This window comes from Streptomyces sp. NBC_00012, assembly GCF_045040875.1.
In the GTDB taxonomy this organism is placed as follows: domain Bacteria; phylum Actinomycetota; class Actinomycetes; order Streptomycetales; family Streptomycetaceae; genus Streptomyces.
In genome coordinates this window covers 3,119,385-3,133,502 of sequence record NZ_CP108309.1, presented here as the reverse complement: position 1 = coordinate 3,133,502, position 14,118 = coordinate 3,119,385, and the positions used below count along the sequence as shown (strand labels likewise).

Genomic DNA, 14,118 nt, shown 5'->3' with positions numbered 1-14,118 from the left:
GTCTACAGGCTGTCCCAGAACGCGGCGAGCGCGGCCGCGGTCCGCTCCGGGCGGTCCGTGTTGGGGGAGTGCTCGGCCCCCGCGATCCGGGTGCGGTGCGCGCCGAGCCGCTGTGCCATCCCGTCGAGCAGCGGCACCGGCCAGGTGTCGTCGCGCTCGCCGGAGAGCACATGCACCGGCAGCGGTACGGCGGCGAGTTCGGCGACCCGGTCCGGCTCGGTCGCCAGTTGGCGGCCGGTGGCGATCAGCTGGGCGGGTCGGTGGCGCAGCCAGCGCCGGCGCAGCGCCTCGCCGTTCTCCGTCGCCGTTTCCTCCGGCGGGTCGAGGGCGCGAATCGCCTCCCACACCCGGGCCATGCTCATCGTCGCGAGCGCGTCGCTGAGCACCTTCACCTTGAGCTGCTGGGCCTCGACGACCTCGGCGGGCCCCGACGACATGAGCGTCAGCGAACGGAACGGCGAGGCGTCGAGCAGCATGGCGGCGCGGGCGATCTGCCCGCCGAGCGAGTGCCCCAGCAGGTGCACGGCGCCCCCGCCGCCGAGCGCGGTGGCCTGCGCGAGCACGTCGCGGGCCAACTCGCCCTGCGCGTAATCCTCCTGACGGTCCGTCCCGTCGCTCTCGTACTGTCCGCGGCCGTCCACGGCGACGATCCGGTACCCGGCGGACGAGAGCGGTTCCAGGAGCGCCATGAAGTCCTCCTTGCTGCCCATGTAGCCGGGCAGCAGGAGGGCGGTGCCGCGGGCGGTGCCGGGCGGCGAGGCGTCCAGCACGGCGAAGTCGCCGCGTGAGGTGTGCAGCTGGTGGGCGTGGGCGCAGGGGGGCGGGGTGAAGGTGTGCGGCCGGCTCATGGGACGAGGTTATGCCGCGGCACGGCCCATGGGCAGCGCCGGAGGTCCGAGAACGCCGGACGGGCCCGAGGATGTCCTCGGGCCCGTCCGGCGTCGGTCGGCTGCTGCTGCTCAGCCTTCGGTCTTGGCGGCGGCCGCGCGCGGCGCCCGGCGCCTGCGCGGCTTCGCCTCGCCCTCCTCGGCGGCCGGGGCCTCGGCCACGGTCTCCGACTTCGGCTTGGCGGCCGCACGGGTGCGGCGGCGCGGCTTGGTCTCCGGGGCGGGCTCGGAGATCGGGGCGATCTGGAAGTCGACCTCGTCCTCGGCGGGCTTGACCACACGGGCGCGACGGCGCGGCTTGGTCACCGTCCTCGTCGCGGCCACCGGCTCGGAGACCGGGGCGATCTGGAAGTCGACCTCGTCCTCGGCCGGCTTGACCACACGGGCGCGGCGACGGCGGGGCTTGGTCTCGGCCACGGGCTCGGCCTCGGCCGTCTTCGGCTCCACCACGACCTCGACCACGGCCTCCACCGTGCTCACCACGGCCTCGGCGGCGGCCTCCGCGGCACCGACACGGGTGCGGCGACGGCGGCGCGGAGTACGCGGCTCCACCGGGGCGTCGGCGGCCTCGGCGGACGGGGCCGGCACCGCGGCGGCGGTCGCCGCGTCGGAGACGGCGGAGCCGCCCCGGGTGCGACGTCGCTGACGCGGCGTGCGCGGCGCGCGCTCCTCGCGGACGGCGGGCGCCGAGGCAGCGGCGGACTTGCGGCCGCGGCCGCCCGTCTCGCCGAGGTCCTCGATCTCCTCGGCCCGCAGACCCGCCCGGGTCCGCTCGGCGCGCGGCAGGACACCCTTGGTGCCGGCCGGGATGTCGAGCTCCTCGAAGAGGTGCGGCGAGGTGGAGTAGGTCTCGACCGGGTCGTTGAACTTCAGGTCGAGCGCCTTGTTGATCAGCTGCCAGCGCGGGATGTCGTCCCAGTCGACCAGCGTGACCGCGATGCCCTTGGCACCCGCGCGGCCGGTCCGGCCGACGCGGTGCAGGTACGTCTTCTCGTCCTCCGGCGACTGATAGTTGATGACGTGGGTCACACCCTCGACATCGATACCGCGCGCCGCGACGTCGGTGCAGACGAGCACGTCCACCTTGCCGTTGCGGAACGCGCGCAGCGCCTGCTCGCGGGCACCCTGGCCGAGGTCGCCGTGGACCGCGCCGGAGGCGAAGCCGCGCTTCTCCAGCTGCTCGGCGATGTCGGCCGCCGTGCGCTTGGTACGGCAGAAGATCATCGCGAGCCCGCGGCCGTTGGCCTGCAGGATGCGGGAGACCATCTCCGGCTTGTCCATCGAGTGGGCCCGGAAGACGTGCTGCGAGATGTTCGCGACGGTCGCGCCCTCATCGTCGGGCGAGGTGGCGCGGATGTGCGTCGGCTGCGACATGTAGCGGCGCGCGAGGCCGATGACGGCGCCCGGCATCGTCGCCGAGAACAGCATCGTCTGACGCTTCGCCGGAAGCATGGTGATGATCTTCTCGACGTCGGGCAGGAAGCCCAGGTCGAGCATCTCGTCGGCCTCGTCGAGCACCAGCGCCCGGACGTGCGAGAGGTCGAGCTTGCGCTGTCCGGCCAGGTCGAGCAGGCGGCCCGGGGTGCCGACGATCACATCGACGCCCTTCTTCAGGGCCTCGACCTGCGGCTCGTACGCACGGCCGCCGTAGATCGCGAGAACGCGGACGTTGCGCACCTTGCCTGCGGTCAGCAGGTCGTTGGTCACCTGCTGGCAGAGCTCACGGGTGGGGACGACGACGAGCGCCTGCGGCGCCTCGGTCAGCTCCTCGGGCGCGGCCCGGCCGGCCTCGACGTCCGCGGGGACGGTGACGCGCTCCAGCAGCGGCAGACCGAAACCGAGGGTCTTGCCGGTGCCGGTCTTGGCCTGGCCGATGACATCGGAGCCGGAGAGCGCGACGGGAAGCGTCATCTCCTGGATGGGGAACGGGGACACAATGCCGACGGCCTCAAGGGCCTCGGCCGTCTCGGGAAGAATCCCGAGTTCACGAAACGTAGTCAGGGTGCTGCCTCTTCTGTGAGACGCGGCCCGAGGCGAACGCTGGGGGGTCGTACCGTACCGGGGTTGGTCATCCGGCCGTGGATGGGCCGGGTGGCGCGGGACCACTGCCGTCGCTCGAGCGCTCGTGCCGCTGAGGGGGCCCCTCATCTGCGGTCGTACGTGTCGTACGCCCCGCGTGGAGGGCTGTCGGGTCGGAGCCGATCGGGCCACCGACCGGGCATCCTCATTCGTTTTCACCTTTTCACGCCACCGGTACATCCAAAATACTCAGTAGGCGCAATACCACTGTACCCCGGATTTGCGCATGTGTGTTGGGCGAATTCATCGGAACGGTGTGATGTCACTGGCCGGCCAGGCCCTTCCGCCCCCCGCCGGGCGGGCTATTCTGCGCTTCATGGAGACGCCTGACAACGCCACTGAAACCTCCGGACCCACCGGAATCGCCGCCCAGGACTGGGCCACCGCGTCCGCGGAGCCGCAGTACCGGGCAGCGGTCGTGGACCTGCTGGGAGCACTCGCGTACGGGGAGCTGGCGGCCTTCGAGCGGCTCGCCGAGGACGCCAAACTCGCGCCGACGCTGGCCGACAAGGCGGAGCTGGCAAAGATGGCCTCCGCCGAATTCCATCACTTCGAGCGGCTCACCGACCGGCTGACCGCGATCGACGTGGAGCCGACCGGCGCGATGGAACCCTTCGCCAAGGCGCTCGACGACTTCCACCGCCAGACCGCGCCGTCGGACTGGCTGGAGGGCCTGGTCAAGGCTTACGTCGGCGACTCGATCGCCAGTGACTTCTACCGGGAGGTCGCGGTCCGCCTCGACACGGACACCCGCTCCCTCGTGCTCGCCGTGCTCGACGACACCGGGCACGGGAACTTCGCCGTCGAGAAGGTGCGCGCCGCGATCGAGGCGGACCCGCGCGTCGGCGGCCGGCTCGCGCTCTGGGCGCGCCGGCTGATGGGCGAGGCGCTCTCCCAGGCGCAGCGGGTGGTGGCCGACCGCGACGCACTGTCGACGATGCTCGTCGGCGGCGTGGCGGACGGCTTCGACCTGGCGGAGGTCGGCCGGATGTTCTCGCGGATCACCGAGGCGCACACCAAGCGGATGGCGGCGCTGGGACTGGCCGCGTAACCGGATCATCGGGGCCGGCCCGCCGGGCCGGCCTCAGGCCGCCGCTGATCGGCTCAGATGCCGGCTCCGTGGCCGGATCAGCAGCGAGAGCGTCACGGCCCCGATCAGTGCCGAGCCGACCAGCGTGGCCACGACATGGCCCGGACCCAGCACCGAGTGCATGAGATACACGCCGAACAGGGCTCCCAGGGCGCCGGTGGCGAGCACGGCACGGCGGGACGGGAGCCGGTCCGGCAGGGAGCGGAGCGCCATCCAGGCGAGGGCGAGTCCGAGCACGACGGAGCCGAGTGGTTCCAGGATCACAGATGATCACCTCGCGAGTTGCGGGGCGGGTAAATCGGTCGTTAGCGGTCCTACCCGGGGGTCGCGGAACGCAACCCTCCTCGGCACAGGCTTCACACAGTCAACGCCGGAACGGGCAGCGGCCCGGCGGGAATCCCGCCGGGCCGCTGCCACGGTCACTGCTGAGGGCGTGCTGGACTACAGCGCGCCGAACCCCACGCGACGCGTGCTGGGCTCGCCGATCTCCACGTAAGCGATCCGGTCGGCCGGCACCAGGACCTTGCGGCCCTTCTCGTCCGTGAGGCTGAGCAGCTGCGCCTTACCGGTGAGAGCCTCGGCGACCGCGCTCTCGACCTCTTCGGCGGAAAGTCCGCTCTCCAGAACGATCTCCCGGGGCGTGTGCTGCACCCCGATCTTGACCTCCACGGCTATGTCCCTCCGACGGTCAGTCCCTGCGCGGTGAGCCGCGCCGTACGCAGCACACACTAGCCCGCTGAGGGGAGCCGCCAGTGGTCGGCGGGCAACGCCCGCAGCGAACACGGGCGCGGCCGCGCCGGGCGGCCCGCATCAGTGCTGATCGATGCCGTGCAGCGGGAAGCCCGCGATACCCCGCCAGGCCAGCGACGTGAGCAGCTGGACCGCGGTGTCGCGCGGAATGGCCGACCGGCTGGAGAGCCAGTAGCGGGCGACCACCTGGGAGACACCGCCCAGGCCGACCGCGAGCAGCATCGACTCGTCCTTGGACAGCCCCGTGTCACCGGCGATGACGTCGGAGATCGCCTCCGCGCACTGCAACGAGACCCGGTCGACGCGCTCGCGCACCGCCGGCTCATTGGTCAGGTCGGACTCGAAGACCAGCCGGAAGGCGCCGCCCTCGTCCTCGACGTACGCGAAGTACGCGTCCATCGTCGCGGCGACCCGCAGCTTGTTGTCGGTGGTCGACGCCAGTGCCGTACGGACCGCCTGGAGAAGCGATTCGCAGTGCTGGTCGAGAAGGGCCAGATAGAGCTCCAGCTTGCCCGGGAAGTGCTGGTAGAGCACCGGCTTGCTGACCCCGGCCCGCTCGGCGATGTCGTCCATCGCGGCGGAGTGGTAGCCCTGCGCCACAAAGACTTCCTGCGCGGCGCCCAGCAGCTGATTGCGTCGGGCGCGGCGAGGCAGGCGAGTGCCTCGCGGGCGCGCCGCCTCGGTCTGCTCGATGGCTGTCACGCCGCCTCCCAAAATTGTGATCGGACACAGCTTTTCCGTGCACGCTGCGCCGTGCAGCCATCGTACTTTTGGGTAACCCGGGTACGCGCGGCGCGGACGCAGAATTTCATGGACCGGACGGCTGCGGTAGCCACAGATTCCTCGGCCACCGGAACAAATCAGGTTGTATCAGCGGTATTCGTCCTCATCCTGTGCGACGACGCGGGCCTGTTCCGCGGCATCCGCCTCGTTGGCGCCGTCCCGGTCGATCTCCGTGAGCGGCTCGTCGCTCCGCTGCTGGAGATCGGCCCGCTGCTCGGCGGCGTCCGCCCGGGGCGTCTCCTGGTCCGGTTCGTCGGGCTGGATGTCCTCGAAGGTCTCAGGGTCGCTGGGGTCGACCGTCATGGTGACTCCCTTCCTTGCTTCGAGCCTAGGAGCTACCCCCGCGGGCCGCTACGCGGTCTGTGACCGCGAACACATGAATCGAGGTGTGATCGTCTCGTAACATTGCCGCATGTCTTCGACCGAGCTGCCGGGAGTCCGTGCCGTCGCCGCCGCGGTATCGCCCGCGGTGGGCACCGCCCGGGTTGCGGAGGGGGAGGAGCTGCGCTCCGTCGCGCTGCCCGGGCTGACGCTGAGTGTCCGCTCCCGGCCGCCGGAGCGGACCGGGCTGCCGCCCGCGCTCTACGTGCACGGGCTCGGCGGCTCCTCGCAGAACTGGTCGGCGCTGATGCCGCTGCTCCAGGACGTGGTGGACGGCGAGGCCGTCGACCTGCCCGGCTTCGGTGACTCGCCGCCGCCGGACGACGGGAACTACTCGGTCACCGGGCACGCCCGCGCCGTGATCCGGTTCCTCGACGCCGGGGAGCGCGGGCCGGTGCACCTGTTCGGCAATTCGCTCGGCGGTGCCGTGGCCACCCGGGTCGCCGCGGTCCGTCCCGACCTGGTGCGCACCCTCACCCTCGTCTCGCCCGCGCTCCCCGAGATCCGGGTGCAGCGGTCGGCGCTGCCGACGGGGCTGCTCGCGGTGCCCGGTGTGGCCGGTCTGTTCGCCCGGCTGACCAGCGACTGGTCGGCGGAGGACCGTACCCGTGGGGTGACCGCACTCTGTTACGGCGATCCGGCGCGCGTCTCCGAGGCGGGCTTCCGCGCGGCGGTGGCCGAAATGGAGCGCCGGATGGAGCTGCCGTACTTCTGGGATGCGATGGCGCGCTCGGCACGTGGCATTGTCGATGCGTACACGCTCGGCGGTCAGCACGGACTGTGGCGCCAGGCCGAGCGGGTGCTCGCACCGACCCAGCTCGTTTACGGCGGACGGGACCAGCTCGTCTCGTACCGGATGGCGCGCAGGGCGGCCGCGGCCTTCCGCGATTCACGGCTGCTGACGCTGCCCGACGCGGGGCACGTGGCGATGATGGAGTACCCGGAGGTGGTCGCCCAGGCCTTCCGGGAACTGCTCGACGAACGCGGCGGGAGCTGATCCGGGGCGTGGGACGACATAGCCGAAAGGGCCCCAAACCCCCAGGGTCCGACAGCGAGGCCGCCGCCGCGGCCGCGGGCGGCGACCGCGAGGGCGTCCGCCCGCCGGGCCCCGGCACCGGCCGGCGGCGAAGGGCGGCCGACGCGCCGTCCGGCCCCGACGGGCACTCCCCGCTCCAGCAGACCGGACACGTCCGCGGCGGCCACCCCGAGCAGCGCGAACCCGGGGGCGGCTGGGGGACCGGGCCCCAGCCCCGGTTCCGGGCCGAGGACCACCGGACCGCGGGGCGGCAGGCGCCGGCCCGGCCGCAGACGGCGCCCCGGCAGCAGCCGCAGACCGGCACCCGGCCGCTCATACCGGGACCGCGGCGCGAGTTCGTCGATGCGTTCGACGCACCGCCCGCTGCGCCCGCACCTCGCGGGCCCTCCGTCCCGCCGGCCCGCCCCGCCGATCCGTACGCCTCGGTCGGCGAGTGGGACGAGAGGCCGCCCGGCGGCACCGACGATCCGGCGCCCGGCAAGGAGAGCAAGGAAGGCAAGGGCGCCAAGGGGCGCACCTTCACCGGGATCGCGGCCGCCGCCGTGACCACCGTGCTCGCGGTGGTCGTGGCCGGGCAGGTCGCCCAGGACGACGGGGGTGGGACCACCGCCGCGCAGCCCGCGGGCGTCGACCGGGACGGTCCCGACGGCACCTCCCGCTCCGACAACCGGGCGACCCCGACGCCGGTGCGGGTCAAGCCGCTCTCGTACGCGCAGAAGATGGCCAAGGCCTATCCGCTCGCGCCGGAACTGAAGGCGTCCGGAAAGTTCGAGACGATTCCCGGGACGGCGAAGGCCCCGGGCCGGGGGCACAAGTATCGCTACCGGATCGATGTCGAGAAGGGCCTCGGACTCGACTCCGCGCTCTTCGCCAAGGCCGTCCAGGAGACGCTCAACGACGACCGCAGCTGGGCGCACGGCGGGGCGATGACGTTCGAGCGGGTCACCGAGGATCCCGATTTCGTGATCACCCTGGCCAGCCCGGGGACCACCGGTGAATGGTGCAAGAAGTCCGGTCTGGACACGATGGAGGACAACGTCAGTTGCGACTCCGCGGCGACCGAGCGCGTGATGATCAACGCCTACCGCTGGGCACAGGGGTCGTCGACCTTCGGCCCGGACAAACTCTTCGCCTACCGCCAGATGCTGATCAACCATGAGGTCGGTCACCGGCTGGGCCACAACCATGTGAGTTGCGGCACGGCCGGAGCCCTCGCTCCGGTGATGCAGCAGCAGACCAAGTCGCTGAACATCGACGGGATCAAGTGCCGTCCCAACGCCTGGGTGTATCCGCCCAGTTGATCCGGGAAGGGGTGGGTCCGCCAGTGGGGCGGGCCCACCCCTTCGGCGTGCCGGGCCCCGTGGTCGCGTACGGAACAGGCGTACGCATGCCCATACTCGGTCCACATGGTGAGATCGCTGTCTCAATTCGCGTTGACATCCCCTGGGCGGTGATCCATATTTCTCGGCATGTCACACGGCCCCGTCCTCCCCGATCGCGCAGTCATAGAGCTGGCGCTCATCGGTGTGACCGGGCACAGTGTCGCCGACATCGACTGTTGCTGACGCCTGCCCGAGCGCGCGTCCGCCCGCCGTCCGAGCCCTGAACGGGCCGGGCCGCCACGCATGACCGCCGCGCCGGGCGCATTTCCTCCGCAGGCGCGGCAGCTCGTTGTTCCCGGTCGGCCCCTCCAGCCGCCGACCGGCTGTGTGCACTCGCTCTCGTCGCTGCCTGCGCGGACCCTTCCGCCCTGTTTTGTCCAGGCAGTACACCCGAGAGGTCATCTTCCGATGCGTCAACCGTCCGTCATATCGCGCCGCGTGGCCGCGGCCACCGCAGTACTCGTCGTGGCGGCGGGTGCCGCGGCCTGCGGGCCCAAGGACAACAAGGGCGGTGACAGCGGCTCCGGCGCGGCGGGCAAGCCGCAGAAGGGCGGCACGCTCACCGTCCTCAACAGCAAGCCGCAGGAGGACTTCGACCCCGCGCGGCTCTACACCTCCGGCGGCGGCAACGTCCCGTCCCTGGTCTTCCGCACGCTCACCACCCGCAACCGGGAGGACGGCGCCGCCGGCGCGAAGGTCGTCCCCGACCTCGCGACCGACCTGGGCACGCCCAGCAAGAACGCCACCGTGTGGACGTACACCCTCAAGGACGGCCTGAAGTACGAGGACGGCACCGCGATCACCAGTGCCGACATCAAGTACGGCATCGAGCGCTCCTTCGCCGCCGAGCTCTCCGGCGGCGCGCCCTACCTGCGCGACTGGCTGATCGGCGGCGCCGACTACCAGGGCCCGTACAAGGACAAGAAGGGCCTCGACTCGATCGAGACGCCCGACGCGAAGACGATCGTCTTCCACCTCAACAAGCCGGAGGGTGAATTCCCCTTCCTGGCCACCCAGACCCAGACCACCCCGGTGCCCGAGGCCAAGGACAAGGGCACCAAGTACGAGGAGCACCCGATCTCCTCGGGCCCGTACAAGGTCGTCAAGAACGAGGGTGACGGCGAGCGCCTGATCCTGGAGCGCAACCCGCACTGGTCGGCGTCGACCGACGAGGAGCGCAAGGCGTACCCCGACCGGATCGACGTGCGCTCCGGGCTCGACTCCGCCGTCATCAACCAGCGGCTGTCCGCCTCGCAGGGCGCCGACGCCGCCGCCGTCACCACCGACACAAACCTGGGCCCGGCCGAGCTCGCCAAGGTCACCGGCGACAAGAAGCTCGCCGACCGGGTCGGCACCGGCCACTTCGGCTACACCAACTACATCGCCTTCAACCCGAAGGTGAAGCCGTTCGACAACCCGAAGGTGCGTCAGGCGATCTCGTACGCCGTCGACCGCTCCTCCGTGGTCAACGCGGCCGGCGGCTCCTCGCTCGCCGAGCCCGCCACCACCTTCCTGCCCGACCAGGCGGCCTTCGGCTACACGCCGTACGACCACTTCCCGGCCGGGAAGAACGGCAACGCGGCCAAGGCCAAGGAGCTGCTGAAGGAGGCCGGCTACCCCAAGGGGCTGACCGTCACCCTCACGCACTCCAACGACAAGGACTTCGCGACCAGCCCGGAGATCGCCACCGCGCTCCAGGAGGCGCTGAAGAAGGCCGGAATCACCGTCAAGCTCCAGGGCCTGGAGTCCAACGACTACTCCGACACGGTCTACAACGTGAAGAGCGAGCCCGGCTTCTTCCTCGGCGGCTGGGGCGCCGACTGGCCGTCCGGCGGCCCGTTCTTCGCGCCGATCTTCGACGGGCGCCAGATCGTCAGGTCCGGCTACAACTTCAACTCCGGCCAGCTGAACGACCCCGCGGTCAACAAGGAGATCGACGAGATCAACAAGCTGACCGACCTGGGCGCCGCCGCGAAGCGCTGGGGCGCGCTCGACAAGAAGGTCGGTGAGCAGGCGCTGACCGTGCCGCTGTTCCACCCGGTCTACAAGCGCCTGTACGGCGAGGCCGTCAAGAACGTCGTGATCAGCGACTGGACCGGCGTGCTCGACATCTCGCAGGTCGCGGTCAAGTAGTCATGACAGAAGCAATTCCGGTCGAGGAGGCGGGGGCCGCGAAGGTCCCCGCCTCCGGGGCCAATCCGTTCTGGCGGCGGCTGCGCGCCCGGCGCGCGGCCCTCGTGGCGGCCGCGATCGTCGCCCTGCTGGTCCTGGCCGCGCTCGCCGCACCGCTGCTCGCGGGCATCGAGGGCCAGGACCCCACCACGTACCACCCCGACCTCGTCGACTCCGCCACCGGCGGGGTGCCGGTCGGCTCCTTCGGCGGGATCAGCGCCGAGCACTGGCTCGGCGTCGAACCGCTCACCGGACGCGACCTGTTCGCCCGCGTCGTGTACGGCGCACGCGTCTCGCTGGGCGTCGCGCTCGCCGCCACCCTGCTCCAGGTGATCATCGGGGTCGGCATCGGGCTCGCCGCCGGGCTCGGCAACCGCTTCGTCGACCAGGCGCTCAGCCGGGTCACCGACGTCGTGGTCGCGCTGCCCGTCATGGTGATCGCGCTCGGCGCGCTCGCCGTCGTACCCGCGAGCTTCCCCCGCCCGGTCCTGATCGCCGTGATCATCGGCCTGGTCGGCTGGTCCGGGACCTCGAAGATCGTGCGCGCCCAGACGCTCTCGCTGAAATCGCGCGACCACGTCGCCGCCGCCCGGCTCAGCGGCTGGGGCTCCTGGCAGATCGCCAGGCGCGAACTGCTGCCCGCGCTGGCCGCACCCGTCATCACCTACGCGGTGCTGCTCTTCCCGTCGAACATCGTCGTCGAGGCGGCCCTGTCCTTCCTCGGCGTGGGCATCAAGCCGCCCACGCCGTCCTGGGGGCAGATGCTCAGCGACGCCGACACCTGGTACCAGGCGGCGCCCACCTATCTGCTGATCCCCGCCCTGCTGCTCTTCGTCACGGTGCTGGCGCTGACCGTTCTCGGCGAGGGCGTACGCACCGCGCTCGACCCGCGCGCCGAGTCCCGGCTGCGGATCGGCACCGGACGGAAGAAGGAGGCCGACGCGTGAAGTGGTTCCTGCTCAGACGCCTCGGCGGGGCGGTCTTCGTGCTGCTCGCCCTCAGCGTCGTCGTCTACGCCGCCTTCTACGTCGCCCCCGGCAACGTCGCGCAGATCGCCTGCGGTCCGCGCTGCTCGCCCGCGCAGGTGGCGCAGGTCAGCGAACAACTGCACCTGGGCGACCCGCTGTACCTGCAGTACGCGCACTTCCTCCAGGGGATCTTCGCCGGCCGTGACTACTCGACCGGTACCGGCGTGCTGCACTGCCAGGCGCCCTGCCTGGGGCTCTCTTACCAGAGCGACCAGCAGGTCACCGAGCTGATCCTGGCCAAGCTCCCGGCCACCGCCTCGCTCGCTGTCGGCGCCTTCGTGCTGTGGATGCTGCTCGGCGTCGGCACCGGACTGCTCTCGGTGTGGCGGCGCGGCCGGCCCACCGAGCGCATCCTGACCTGGATCACCCTGGCGGGCATGGCGACCCCGGTCTTCGTCATCGGACTGCTGCTGATCATCATCCTGGTCACGGCGCTGCAGATCCTGCCGTTCCCGGACTACGTACCGCTCACCGAGGACCCGGAGCAGTGGGCCTGGAACCTGCTGCTGCCCTGGATCTCGCTGGCCCTGGTGTCCGCGGCCCCGTACGCCCGGATGACCCGGGCCTCGATGATGGAGACCCTGGCCGAGGACCATGTGCGCACCTTCAGGGCGTACGGGGTCGGCGAACGGGCGCTCGTGGGGCGGCACGCGCTGCGCGGTGCGCTGGCGCCGGTGATCGCGCTCGGCGCACTCGACATCGGCTCGATGTTCGGCGGCGCAGTCCTGACCGAATCGCTCTTCGGGATTCCGGGGGTCGGCCGTGAACTGGTCGACGCCGTGAAGCACGTGGACCTTCCGGTGGTCGTCGGTCTGGTGCTCGTCACCGGATTCTTCGTGGTCCTCGCCAATGCCGTCGCGGACATTCTCCAGGCGATGGCCGACCGACGGGTGGTACTGGCATGAGCCTGGTCGAAGTCTCGGATCTCTCGATCTCGTTCGGTGACGTGCGGGCGGTGGACGGGCTGTCGTTCTCGCTGGAGGCCGGCGGAGCCCTCGGTGTGGTCGGCGAGTCCGGCTCCGGCAAGAGCGCCTCGGCGTACGCCCTGCTCGGACTGCACCGGGGGACCGGCGCGAAGGTCGGCGGCTCTATCCGGGTCGCCGGGGTGGACGTGACGGGCGCGGACGACGCGGAACTCCGGGCCCTGCGGGGCGCGAAGGCCGCGATGGTCTTCCAGGACCCGCTGTCCTCGCTGGACCCGTACTACGCGGTGGGCGACCAGATCGCCGAGGTGTACCGGGTGCACAACCGGGCTTCCCGCCGGGCGGCGCGGGCGCGGGCGGTGGAGGTGCTGGACCGGGTCGGGATCCCCGACGCGGCACGGCGCTCCCGGTCCCGGCCGCACGAGTTCTCCGGCGGGATGCGGCAGCGGGCGCTGATCGCGATGGCCCTGGCCTGCGAGCCCCAGCTGCTCATCGCCGACGAGCCGACGACCGCCCTCGACGTCACCGTCCAGGCCCAGATCCTGGACCTGCTCCACGACCTGCGCCGTGAGACGGGCATGGGGCTGCTCCTGGTCACGCACGACGTGGGCGTGGCGGCGGAGTCGGTCGACGAGGTACTGGTCATGCAGTCGGGCCGGGCGGTGGAACGGGGGCCGGTGGGCGAGGTGCTCGTGGCGCCGCGCGAGCCGTACACCCGGGCGCTGCTGGCGGCGGTGCCGCGGGTGGCGGAGCCGCGGGTCCCTTCGGGCGCGAAGCCGGCGGACGACGCGGGGGCCCCGCTCGTCGAAGCCGACGGCGTCCGGCAGGTGTTCGGCAGGGGGAAGAGCGCGCTCGCCGCCGTCGACGGGGTCTCCCTCACCGTCCGGCGCGGCGAGACCCTCGGCATCGTCGGGGAGAGCGGCAGCGGCAAGACCACCCTCGGGCGGATGCTCGTCGGACTGCTGGAGCCCACCTCGGGGCGGCTCACCCGCGATGCCCGGGTGCAGATGGTCTTCCAGGACCCCGTCTCCTCCCTCAACCCGCGCCGCTCGGTCGGCGAGTCGGTCGCCGACCCGCTGCGGGCCTCCGGGCAGCGCGACGAGACGGCGATCAGGGCACGGGTGCGGGACCTGCTGACCCGGGTCGGGCTCGACCCGGACAGCTACGACCGCTATCCCCACGAGTTCAGCGGCGGGCAGCGCCAGCGCGTCGGGATCGCACGGGCGCTGGCCGCCGAGCCGGAGCTGATCGTCTGCGACGAGGCGGTCTCCGCGCTCGACGTGACGACCCAGGCACAGGTGACCGCCCTGCTCGCGGAACTCCAGCGGGAACTGGGACTCGCCCTGGTCTTCATCGCGCACGACCTCGCCGTCGTACGGCAGGTCAGCGACCGGGTCGCCGTCATGCGGCAGGGCCGGATCGTCGAGGAGGGCGCGGTGGACAAGGTGTACGGGGACCCCCGGGACCCGTACACCAAGCAGCTGCTGGCGGCCGTTCCCGCGCTCGATCCGGCGCTCGCGGCGGTGCGCCGCGCGGCCCGCAAGGAACTGGCCGCTGCCTGACCCTGAGTGACAGCTCGCTCCCATAGCGCGACAGAACGCCACGGG

At 71.7% G+C, this 14,118-nt stretch carries 14 protein-coding genes; 8 read left to right on the top strand and 6 right to left on the bottom strand.

Annotation, left to right across the window (positions count from 1 at the left end; all coding sequences use genetic code 11):
- Positions 1-2: 2 nt before the first annotated feature.
- Positions 3-848 carry an alpha/beta fold hydrolase gene (locus tag OHA19_RS14220; RefSeq protein WP_405716442.1) on the bottom strand — a complete coding sequence of 282 codons (846 nt, stop codon included), beginning with the start codon at positions 846-848 and terminating at the stop codon, positions 3-5.
- A gap of 111 nt (positions 849-959) precedes the next feature.
- Positions 960-2,798 carry a DEAD/DEAH box helicase gene (locus tag OHA19_RS14215; protein WP_405716443.1) on the bottom strand — a complete coding sequence of 613 codons (1,839 nt, stop codon included), beginning with the start codon at positions 2,796-2,798 and terminating at the stop codon, positions 960-962.
- Between the two features lie 484 nt (positions 2,799-3,282).
- Here OHA19_RS14215 and OHA19_RS14210 point away from each other — a divergent pair, with 484 nt between their 5' ends.
- Entirely contained in the window at positions 3,283-4,017 is a 735-nt protein-coding gene (locus tag OHA19_RS14210) for a ferritin-like fold-containing protein (protein ID WP_405716444.1), read from the top strand.
- 33 nt (positions 4,018-4,050) lie between these two features.
- On the opposite strand, the gene OHA19_RS14205 is transcribed toward OHA19_RS14210, so the two are convergent.
- The 4 genes from OHA19_RS14205 to OHA19_RS14190 all read right to left on the bottom strand — a co-directional run bounded on the left by OHA19_RS14205 (position 4,051) and on the right by OHA19_RS14190 (position 5,892).
- Positions 4,051-4,320 (bottom strand): hypothetical protein, encoded by a 270-nt coding sequence (locus tag OHA19_RS14205; RefSeq protein WP_405716445.1) that lies wholly within the window; start codon positions 4,318-4,320, stop codon positions 4,051-4,053.
- 177 nt (positions 4,321-4,497) lie between these two features.
- Positions 4,498-4,725, bottom strand: coding sequence for a DUF3107 domain-containing protein (locus OHA19_RS14200; RefSeq protein WP_164495152.1), 228 nt, complete (start codon positions 4,723-4,725; stop codon positions 4,498-4,500).
- A 141-nt stretch (positions 4,726-4,866) separates the two neighbouring features.
- Positions 4,867-5,508 (bottom strand): TetR/AcrR family transcriptional regulator, encoded by a 642-nt coding sequence (locus OHA19_RS14195; protein WP_018105511.1) that lies wholly within the window; start codon positions 5,506-5,508, stop codon positions 4,867-4,869.
- 168 nt (positions 5,509-5,676) lie between these two features.
- Positions 5,677-5,892 (bottom strand): hypothetical protein, encoded by a 216-nt coding sequence (locus tag OHA19_RS14190; protein ID WP_405716446.1) that lies wholly within the window; start codon positions 5,890-5,892, stop codon positions 5,677-5,679.
- 109 nt (positions 5,893-6,001) lie between these two features.
- On the opposite strand from OHA19_RS14190, the gene OHA19_RS14185 reads away from it, so the two are divergent.
- From OHA19_RS14185 to OHA19_RS14155, 7 genes are all read left to right on the top strand, one after another.
- Positions 6,002-6,967 carry an alpha/beta hydrolase gene (locus tag OHA19_RS14185; protein ID WP_405716447.1) on the top strand — a complete coding sequence of 322 codons (966 nt, stop codon included), beginning with the start codon at positions 6,002-6,004 and terminating at the stop codon, positions 6,965-6,967.
- Positions 6,968-6,975: 8 nt separating this feature from the next.
- On the top strand, positions 6,976-8,307 hold the full coding sequence (locus OHA19_RS14180) for a DUF3152 domain-containing protein (RefSeq protein ID WP_405716448.1): 1,332 nt from the start codon (positions 6,976-6,978) through the stop codon (positions 8,305-8,307).
- Positions 8,308-8,475: 168 nt separating this feature from the next.
- Positions 8,476-8,571, top strand: coding sequence for an Ms4533A family Cys-rich leader peptide (locus tag OHA19_RS14175; protein WP_323138501.1), 96 nt, complete (start codon positions 8,476-8,478; stop codon positions 8,569-8,571).
- Between the two features lie 225 nt (positions 8,572-8,796).
- Positions 8,797-10,521 (top strand): ABC transporter substrate-binding protein, encoded by a 1,725-nt coding sequence (locus tag OHA19_RS14170; protein ID WP_405716449.1) that lies wholly within the window; start codon positions 8,797-8,799, stop codon positions 10,519-10,521.
- Positions 10,522-10,523: 2 nt separating this feature from the next.
- Complete coding sequence (locus OHA19_RS14165; RefSeq protein ID WP_405750389.1) at positions 10,524-11,507, top strand: ABC transporter permease; 984 nt, start codon at positions 10,524-10,526, stop codon at positions 11,505-11,507.
- Positions 11,504-12,493, top strand: a complete 990-nt coding sequence (locus tag OHA19_RS14160; RefSeq protein WP_405716451.1) for an ABC transporter permease — start codon at positions 11,504-11,506, stop codon at positions 12,491-12,493. The genes OHA19_RS14165 and OHA19_RS14160 overlap by 4 nt, the downstream gene beginning before the upstream one ends.
- Positions 12,490-14,073, top strand: coding sequence for a dipeptide ABC transporter ATP-binding protein (locus tag OHA19_RS14155; protein ID WP_405716452.1), 1,584 nt, complete (start codon positions 12,490-12,492; stop codon positions 14,071-14,073). The genes OHA19_RS14160 and OHA19_RS14155 overlap by 4 nt, the downstream gene beginning before the upstream one ends.
- Positions 14,074-14,118 lie beyond the last annotated feature (45 nt).

What these genes read in the sequence shown, in the direction of transcription:
- OHA19_RS14220 (WP_405716442.1), bottom strand. Translation starts at nt 848, where the DNA reads ATGAGCCGGCCGCACACCTTCACCCCGCCCCCCTGCGCCCACGCCCAC.
- OHA19_RS14215 (WP_405716443.1), bottom strand. Translation starts at nt 2,798, where the DNA reads ATGACGCTTCCCGTCGCGCTCTCCGGCTCCGATGTCATCGGCCAGGCC.
- OHA19_RS14210 (WP_405716444.1), top strand. Translation starts at nt 3,283, where the DNA reads ATGGAGACGCCTGACAACGCCACTGAAACCTCCGGACCCACCGGAATC.
- OHA19_RS14190 (WP_405716446.1), bottom strand. Translation starts at nt 5,892, where the DNA reads ATGACGGTCGACCCCAGCGACCCTGAGACCTTCGAGGACATCCAGCCC.
- OHA19_RS14185 (WP_405716447.1), top strand. Translation starts at nt 6,002, where the DNA reads ATGTCTTCGACCGAGCTGCCGGGAGTCCGTGCCGTCGCCGCCGCGGTA.
- OHA19_RS14175 (WP_323138501.1), top strand. Translation starts at nt 8,476, where the DNA reads ATGTCACACGGCCCCGTCCTCCCCGATCGCGCAGTCATAGAGCTGGCG.
- OHA19_RS14170 (WP_405716449.1), top strand. Translation starts at nt 8,797, where the DNA reads ATGCGTCAACCGTCCGTCATATCGCGCCGCGTGGCCGCGGCCACCGCA.
- OHA19_RS14165 (WP_405750389.1), top strand. Translation starts at nt 10,524, where the DNA reads ATGACAGAAGCAATTCCGGTCGAGGAGGCGGGGGCCGCGAAGGTCCCC.
- OHA19_RS14155 (WP_405716452.1), top strand. Translation starts at nt 12,490, where the DNA reads ATGAGCCTGGTCGAAGTCTCGGATCTCTCGATCTCGTTCGGTGACGTG.